This window comes from Halomicronema sp. CCY15110 (genome assembly GCF_016888165.1).
Taxonomy (GTDB): Bacteria; Cyanobacteriota; Cyanobacteriia; order Phormidesmidales; family Phormidesmidaceae; genus Halomicronema.
On sequence record NZ_JACSWC010000397.1, the window covers coordinates 35,330 to 42,216 of the forward strand.

4 protein-coding genes are annotated in these 6,887 nt (G+C 59.2%); 2 read left to right on the plus strand and 2 right to left on the minus strand.

The window, feature by feature from the left end; translation table 11 throughout:
* Nucleotides 1-7 precede the first annotated feature (7 nt).
* Both JUK32_RS20575 and JUK32_RS20580 read left to right on the plus strand, forming a co-directional pair.
* Nucleotides 8-2,083, plus strand: coding sequence for a carotenoid oxygenase family protein (locus JUK32_RS20575; RefSeq protein ID WP_204140743.1), 2,076 nt, complete (start codon nucleotides 8-10; stop codon nucleotides 2,081-2,083).
* A gap of 253 nt (nucleotides 2,084-2,336) precedes the next feature.
* On the plus strand, nucleotides 2,337-3,731 hold the full coding sequence (locus tag JUK32_RS20580; RefSeq protein ID WP_204140744.1) for an FAD-dependent oxidoreductase: 1,395 nt from the start codon (nucleotides 2,337-2,339) through the stop codon (nucleotides 3,729-3,731).
* Nucleotides 3,732-3,783: 52 nt separating this feature from the next.
* Here the strand turns inward: JUK32_RS20580 and JUK32_RS20585 are convergent, their stop codons facing one another.
* Both JUK32_RS20585 and JUK32_RS20590 read right to left on the minus strand, forming a co-directional pair.
* Nucleotides 3,784-4,581, minus strand: coding sequence for an HAD family hydrolase (locus JUK32_RS20585; protein ID WP_204140745.1), 798 nt, complete (start codon nucleotides 4,579-4,581; stop codon nucleotides 3,784-3,786).
* Between the two features lie 180 nt (nucleotides 4,582-4,761).
* Nucleotides 4,762-6,887: COR domain-containing protein (locus JUK32_RS20590; RefSeq protein WP_204140746.1), on the minus strand; the 2,126-nt coding region annotated here is incomplete at its 5' end.

Genomic DNA, 6,887 nt, shown 5'->3' on the forward strand with positions numbered 1-6,887 from the left:
TAAACCTATGCCTGCCCCCAGCTTTCCCAAAGCGGCCATGACCGCCGATCGCACTGATCACATTGGCGACACCGTTCTGACCCTGCACTGCATCGAGGGCACCGTCCCGACCGATTGGTACGGCTCCTCTTTTTTCATCGCTCCTGTGGGCACCGTCGCCTCCGACGGGTTGCCCAATCCCAACGGCACCCATATTTTTAACAGCGATGGCATGGTTTACCGTCTCGACTTGGGCGCAGGCGAGGTTAAAGCCGCCAATCGCCTCATGCGCACCCCCTGCCACTACGCCGATCGCGCCACCTTTGATGATCCCGTCTTTCAGCCCTATCAGTTTCGCGACTATGGCATGTTGCGGTTTTCCTTTGCGTTGGGCCTGCGGGATGAAGTGGACATCGCCTTTCTGCCCTTCAAAGCTGCGGGCGAGGAGCAGGATCGGCTGCTGGTGACTTACGAGGCCGGTCGCCCCTACGAAATTGACACCCACAGTCTGGAAGTCGTCACTCCGGTGGGTCAGCAGCAGCACTGGAAAGCCTTTTTGCCGATGGACTATCCCTTTGCGCCGTTGATGACCACCTCGCACCCCGCCTACGACGGCTACACCCACGAGGTGTTTATGGTGAATTATGGGCGATCGCTCAACAACTTTTTGGAAAGTGCCCGCTTTGTCTACGGGCTCGAAGGCTTGCCCCAAGAAGTGGAGCAAGTGCTGCATCATCTCACCGAAATCCTCAATGCGCCCTTGCTCAAAGGGCCGTTGGCGAGCCTGGTGAGTTTGACCGAGGGCATCAGCCAGCACCTTTGGGACTGGCTCAGTCACCGGCTGGGGGAAGTGCTGCCCAACTTTACATATCTGGTCAGTTGGGATGGGCAGGGCGACATTCAGCGGTGGCAACTGATGCAGCCCGATGGCACCCCCGTCCGCATTGAGCAGAGCCTGCACCAGGTCGGCGTCACCCAAGATTATGTGGTGCTCATGGATACGTCGCTGAAAATTGGGCCAGAGCAAATTCTCAACAACCCAGTGCCCGACAGTCCTGAAACGGAGCGCTTGCTGCGCCAGACCCTCACCCGCCCCCAGCAGCCCGACTCGCCCACCTACATTGTGAAACGGGCTGATCTCGCCGCCACCGCGACACCCAACGCCGACGGCACGATTCCCACGGTGACGGCCCAGTTTTGCCGCATTCCCATGGAGATCGTTCACTATCTGGTGGACTACGACAATCCCCATGGCGAAATCACCCTGCACGCGGCGCACCTGGCGGCCACCGACATCGGGGAATGGCTGCACGACTTTGATGTGTTCAAATTTGACCCACCCCACGGGCCGCCCGCCTGGCTGCGGGGCATGATTGCCAACGGCCAAATGGATATTGGCCGCGTCGCCCGCTATCGCATCGACGGCGACACGGGCCGCCTTACCGACGCCAAAATCACCTACGACAGCAAGCGCCACTGGGGCATCGGCTTCTACGCCTATCAGGAACGGACGGCTGAGGGGATGCCGCCCCGCCAGCTCAAAAAGCTGTACTGGCAATCCCTCGGCTTTTGGCCGGAACTGCTGACGGAGTTTGTCTACGACTTATACGCGGATTATCCGTATCGGGCGATCGCCCTCTCCGAATTACTCGACCAGGAGGCCGATCGCCCCTCGTCGTTATTCCAGGTCGATGCCGCCACCCTCGACATCACCTCCGCCTACGATGCACCGCCCGGCTACTTTCTCAGTTCGCCCCAGTTTGTGCCCCGCCAAAACGGCGACGACAGTGGCGAAGACGGCTACATCATTTGCACCGCCTTTGGCACCGATCCCCAGGCAGAGCAGGCGGTGAATCGCGATCGCAAGGAAATTTGGGTCTTCCGGGCCGACGACATTGCCGCTGGCCCCCTGTGCAAACTCAGCCATCCCGAGTTTCAGTTTGGCTTCACGATGCACACCGACTGGCTACCGGCGATCGCGCCCCGCACCGCCACTTACCATGTCCCCGTTCGCCAAGACTACGATCCCCTGCTCACCCAACCGGAGATCCGCCGCCTGTTCCACGAACAGGTCTACCCCCACTTTGAGACATCCTCGACCTAATCCAGCTAATCCAGTCAGGGGGTAGGATTCATGCTCAAGGGGTTACAACCTCACCGCCTGCGGCACCTCTCCTTCCTAAAGGAGAGGTTTATCCAAATGCTGGCCACCTTTGTCCCGAATGTGACAGGGCTGCCGGTTCCTCTCCTTGACAAGGAGGTGAGGTTCTACAGTCGATGAAATTCGCGTCCTGCCTGCCACCGTTCAAAATTTTGCTAACCCGCCCGACTGTTCATTGTTCATCAGGTGACTGCTCATGGTTTCGAAAAGCGATCGCATCTGCATTGTGGGGGCTGGGGCCGCTGGCCTCTCCACTGGCTACTACCTCAAGCAAAAGGGCTACGAACACGTCGTCGTGCTGGAAAAGCAGGGGCGCGTGGGGGGCCTGTGCTGCTCCGTCACCCACGAGGGCAAATCCTTTGACCTGGGGGCCAACTACCTCACCCCGGCGTACAAAGAAGTGCTGGCCCTGGCCCAGCAAGTTGGCGCTGACCTCTACACCGAAGGGCCAGGTCAGGTTTACAATCCCCTCGAATCGGCCCCGAACCAGCCAGCCTACCAGTCCATCATGAGTGCGGTGATGCAGGGCACCGACCCCATCACCTATGCGGCAGCGGTGGCCCGCTACACCTGGGAGCGACTGCAACTGGAACCGATTGTGTCCGTACCGGGATTTCGGGGCATTAGCCAGCATCCCGACCTGACTCAATCCTTCGCGGCCTGGCTCGAAGAGAAGGATCTGAGCTGCCTAGGCACCCTGTTCGAGATTCCGATTACCGCGATGGGCTATGGCTATCTCCACGAGATTCCCGCCATCTACGCCCTCAAATACATGACGCTGGAAACCTTTGGCACCCTGGTCACCTACGGGGCGGGGCTGGAATGCGGCTGGCCCAAGCGGTTTGTGCAGGGCTTTCAGCGCCTTTGGGAGCGCGTATCGTGGAATCTGGATGTGCGGTTGAACGTGGATATCCACTCCATTCAGCGGGGGGCGGGCATTGAGGTGAAGTTCTCAGAGCGGGAGCAGGTGATCGATCGCTACGGGCGATCGCACCATCACGAAACCTTCGACTGGCTGATCCTGGCCTGTCCGCTCACTCTCGATGTGCTTGCTGAAGGCGACACCTCGCTCCACCTGGATTTGTCAGACCACGAACGCGACTTGTTCCAACAAATCGTGCTCAACCCCTACGCCCTGACCACCTACGCGATTCCTGATCTGTCGATGCCCACTGGGGTTACCAACGTCGTGCCGCTGGATGCGATGGCAAATCCCTGGTTCATTTCCCAACAGTTTCCCGACAATGACTTGATCGCCTTTTACAGCCGCATCCCCAGCGCAGATTGGGCCACTTTGCAGGCCACTGAGGATCACCAGGCAGTTTTGGCAGACTTCCAACAGCGCATTCTCGCGGGCATTGAAACGACCGTGACAAATCTGGGCGGCCAATTGCCTGAGCAGTACTTCACCTACGACCTCTGGCCCTACTTTCCCCATGTCACGTCGGCGGCCCTGGCCCACGGCTTTTACGACCAGTTAGAAGCCATGCAGGGACAGCGCCACACCTTTTATGTCGGGGGGCTGATGAACTTTGAACTGGTGGAAACCATCGTGGAATACACCAAAGCCCTGGTTAACGAGAAGTTTTGATCATCAGGGGACGCACCCCTTGAAGGGGTGCGCGTCCCCTAAGCACACCGGGTCACAGCGCCCCCACCCACCCCATAAACTCGCCCGAAAACTGGGACAACGATAAGAGATGGACGCGGCGATCGCTGGCGGCGCGATCGCGCTCCGTTGCCGTGTTGTAGCCCCAATCCACCAAAAACAACGTGACCTCATTCAGCGCTGCATCAGCTTGCACTTTATCCAAAGTTTTGAGGCGGTCTTCGACAAACCAGAGGGGACGCGGGGCAGCGGCCTCGGCAGGCGGAGCGGTTTGCAGTTGTTTAAGCGTGACCGTCTTGGGCTGCTGAATTTCTTTGCCGATGATCTGCTCCGGGGGCAGCTCGACGCCCGCTTGGGCGAGCAGCGCTTGAATAAAGCGGCCCTCTTTGGTGGAAATGATGACGGGAAAGATGCCCGCCGCGATCGCCCCTTGCAGCCACTCAATCACGCCGGGATAAAAGCGATGCAGGCTGAGCCAGCCTTCCAAGTCAGATTGAATCCAGCGATCGCGCACCCCATCCACCGCCGCCATCGCCACATCGGGCTGAATTTGTGTTTCTTGCAAAATCTCTTGCACGACCGATTGCCAGTGGTCTAACACGGCAGCATCGTCTACCCCTTGCTGCAATGCGTGGAGCAAGAGGGGCATTTCCCACCCAGTTTCAATTACCGGACGCAGCGGATAAAAACGATCGGCCAGGCCATCCGGTGGCGGCGTGAGGGGCTGGTCAAACAGTTGGCAATAGGCTCGCCACGCGGTTTGAAAATATTCCACCAGGCCATCGCAGAGCACACCGTCAAAATCTAGCGCCAGGATTGCAGGAGCCAACATAAAAGCGCCTCAAGGTCGTTAGGGCAAGTCGCGGCGGAATGTCATATTCCGTCCCCACTATATTCTTGGCGAGGACCGTAACTTTGTTAAGGGTGGCGGCCCAACCACCGGGCACGGGGCGGCGCTGAGTCCGGTTGCTGAACTGAGTAACCATGATGCTGCGCGATGTTGGCGGGCGGCTTAAAAGCGCCGATCGCCCTTCCTCGTTTCAATCACCGCTTTGATGCCCTGCTCGACGTTGAGCCACGCCGCATCGCGATCGCGCCACTGGGTCACCGGCTCGCCATTCTGGGGCAGCCAACTCAGCTGGTTGAAGGGAGTACCGCGCCAATCGACGGGCCGCACAATCACGGGAATGACGGTGGCTTCTTTCGCCTCGTGGCGCTCCATGGCACGGGGCATCTCGATTTCGTAGCAGTAGTCAGAGTTTAAGAAATCAGGACTAACGAGGAACAAAATGATGTCGGCGCGGTTGAGGTTGTCGTCGATGTCCTGCTCCCAATCGCTACCGGGGACGATGCGGCGATCGTGCCAGGGCTGAATGAGGCCCTGGCGCTGGAGCAGTTTGAGGTGGGTTTCCAGTTGTTCGCGCAGCAGGTCGTCTTTGTGGGAGTAGCTGTAGAACAGGCGCAGGGCATCGGTTTGGCGCTCTAGCCGGGATTCGCGTTTACGGCTGCCTTCGATATCGACGCCGTTGAGGAGGTCGCGCACGTTGAGCTTTTCGACTTTGCCGTTGATGACTTGGGGCATCTCTTGCAGGCCAGACTCTTCCATGACGAGCAAATCCTGGTAGGGCAGCATGACCTGAGGGTGAGCGGGCACGGGGACGAGTTCTTGGGGGGTGAATTTGAAGCTGCTGTGGATGCGATCGAAGTCGTAGCGGATGATGGCGAGGAGGCGGCGACGGCTGGCGAGGGGGCCAGCGACGCTGATGGTGACGCAGCGATCGGCGCGATCGGCTTTGACCAGGGCGCGGTTGCCCTCGAAGTGGAGGATGACGCCCGTGCGCCAGCGCAGTTGGTGCTCACTGAGCACGTGGGTGCGGACAATGAAGCGGGGCAGCAAGCCCTCGGGCAGGATGGGGTATTCGTAGCGGAAGTTGAGGCAGTCGGCAAGCTGGAACTCGGCGGCCTCAGGGGGTTGCTGTTTGTCGAGCAGGTCGGGAATGAGGAAGCGGTTTTCGTCTTCTTCGAAGCGGAAGCACAGCTCGAATTTGCGCATGAGATCGAGCAGGAAGCCGTGGCGCTCGGGGGGATAGGCGGCGCGATCAAGAGTACGGCCCAGGCAGGCGGCTTCCAGTTCGCCTTTGGTGGTGGCGAGTTCTTTGGCGTTGAGCAGGGTGTAGATGCCGTTGGTGACCCAGCGGGGATTGAGCACGTGGGTATCGCGCAGGCGGGGGTCGTCTTTGTAGTTGAGGGCGATGCCGAGGCTGTGGAGATGGACGGCGAGGGAATCTTGCTGGCCCAGGTCGGCTTCGCCGTCTTGGTGGCAGAGGGCGCGGTATTGCTCAAAGGAGATGTAGTTGTCGGCCATCGCGGCCAGCTTGTTTTTGATGGTGAGCCAACTGGCAGGAAAGGGCGCGCGCAGATGCTCTAATGCGTCCGTTTCTTGTTCGATGACCTGGCGGAGTGGCGAGAGGCCCTGCTCGGTCTGGCAATCGGTGGGGATGAAGGCGCGAATGTTGGGATACTTTTGCTGGAGGGCGGCGCGGTTGACATCAAAGGGCTGCTCGCTGATTTTGTTTAGGGCCACAATCACGGGGGAACTGCCGCCAAAGCTCTGGATCAGCTCTAGCCAGTAGTCGGCGTCTTCGTCTTCGTGGCCCTGGCGACCGTTGAGCACTAGCAGGTAGAGGCTGCGCTCGGTGAGGAAGAATTGGTGGGTGGAGTGCATGATCTCTTGGCCGCCGAAGTCCCAGACGTGGAGGGTGATAGCTTCGGTTTGGTTGAGGATGACGGGCCACTGGGTGATCTGGATGCCGTCGGTCTTTGGGGAATCGCGATCAAATTTTTGGTGAATGAGGCGATTGACCAGGGAGGTTTTGCCCACGGCCCCAAACCCCACCAAAATCAGCTTGGCTTCGTTGAGGGGGGTCCCGTTTTCTAGAAGCTGAAAATAGTAATTCAGAATATCTTTGGGATCAGCCGGAGAAGCCTGCTCGCTGATGACCTGCTTCCAGGTTGGGCCTAAAACCTCATCCGAGAGTCCGAGCTGAGGATTGTCGTGTAAGTAAAGCTCCGTCAGATTGGCCAGTTGGCCCAGTTCTGGCGGCACCGCCGTCAGTTGATTTTGGTCGAGGTAAAGCT

What these genes read in the sequence shown, in the direction of transcription:
- JUK32_RS20575 (WP_204140743.1), top strand. Translation starts at nt 8, where the DNA reads ATGCCTGCCCCCAGCTTTCCCAAAGCGGCCATGACCGCCGATCGCACT.
- JUK32_RS20580 (WP_204140744.1), top strand. Translation starts at nt 2,337, where the DNA reads ATGGTTTCGAAAAGCGATCGCATCTGCATTGTGGGGGCTGGGGCCGCT.
- JUK32_RS20585 (WP_204140745.1), bottom strand. Translation starts at nt 4,581, where the DNA reads ATGTTGGCTCCTGCAATCCTGGCGCTAGATTTTGACGGTGTGCTCTGC.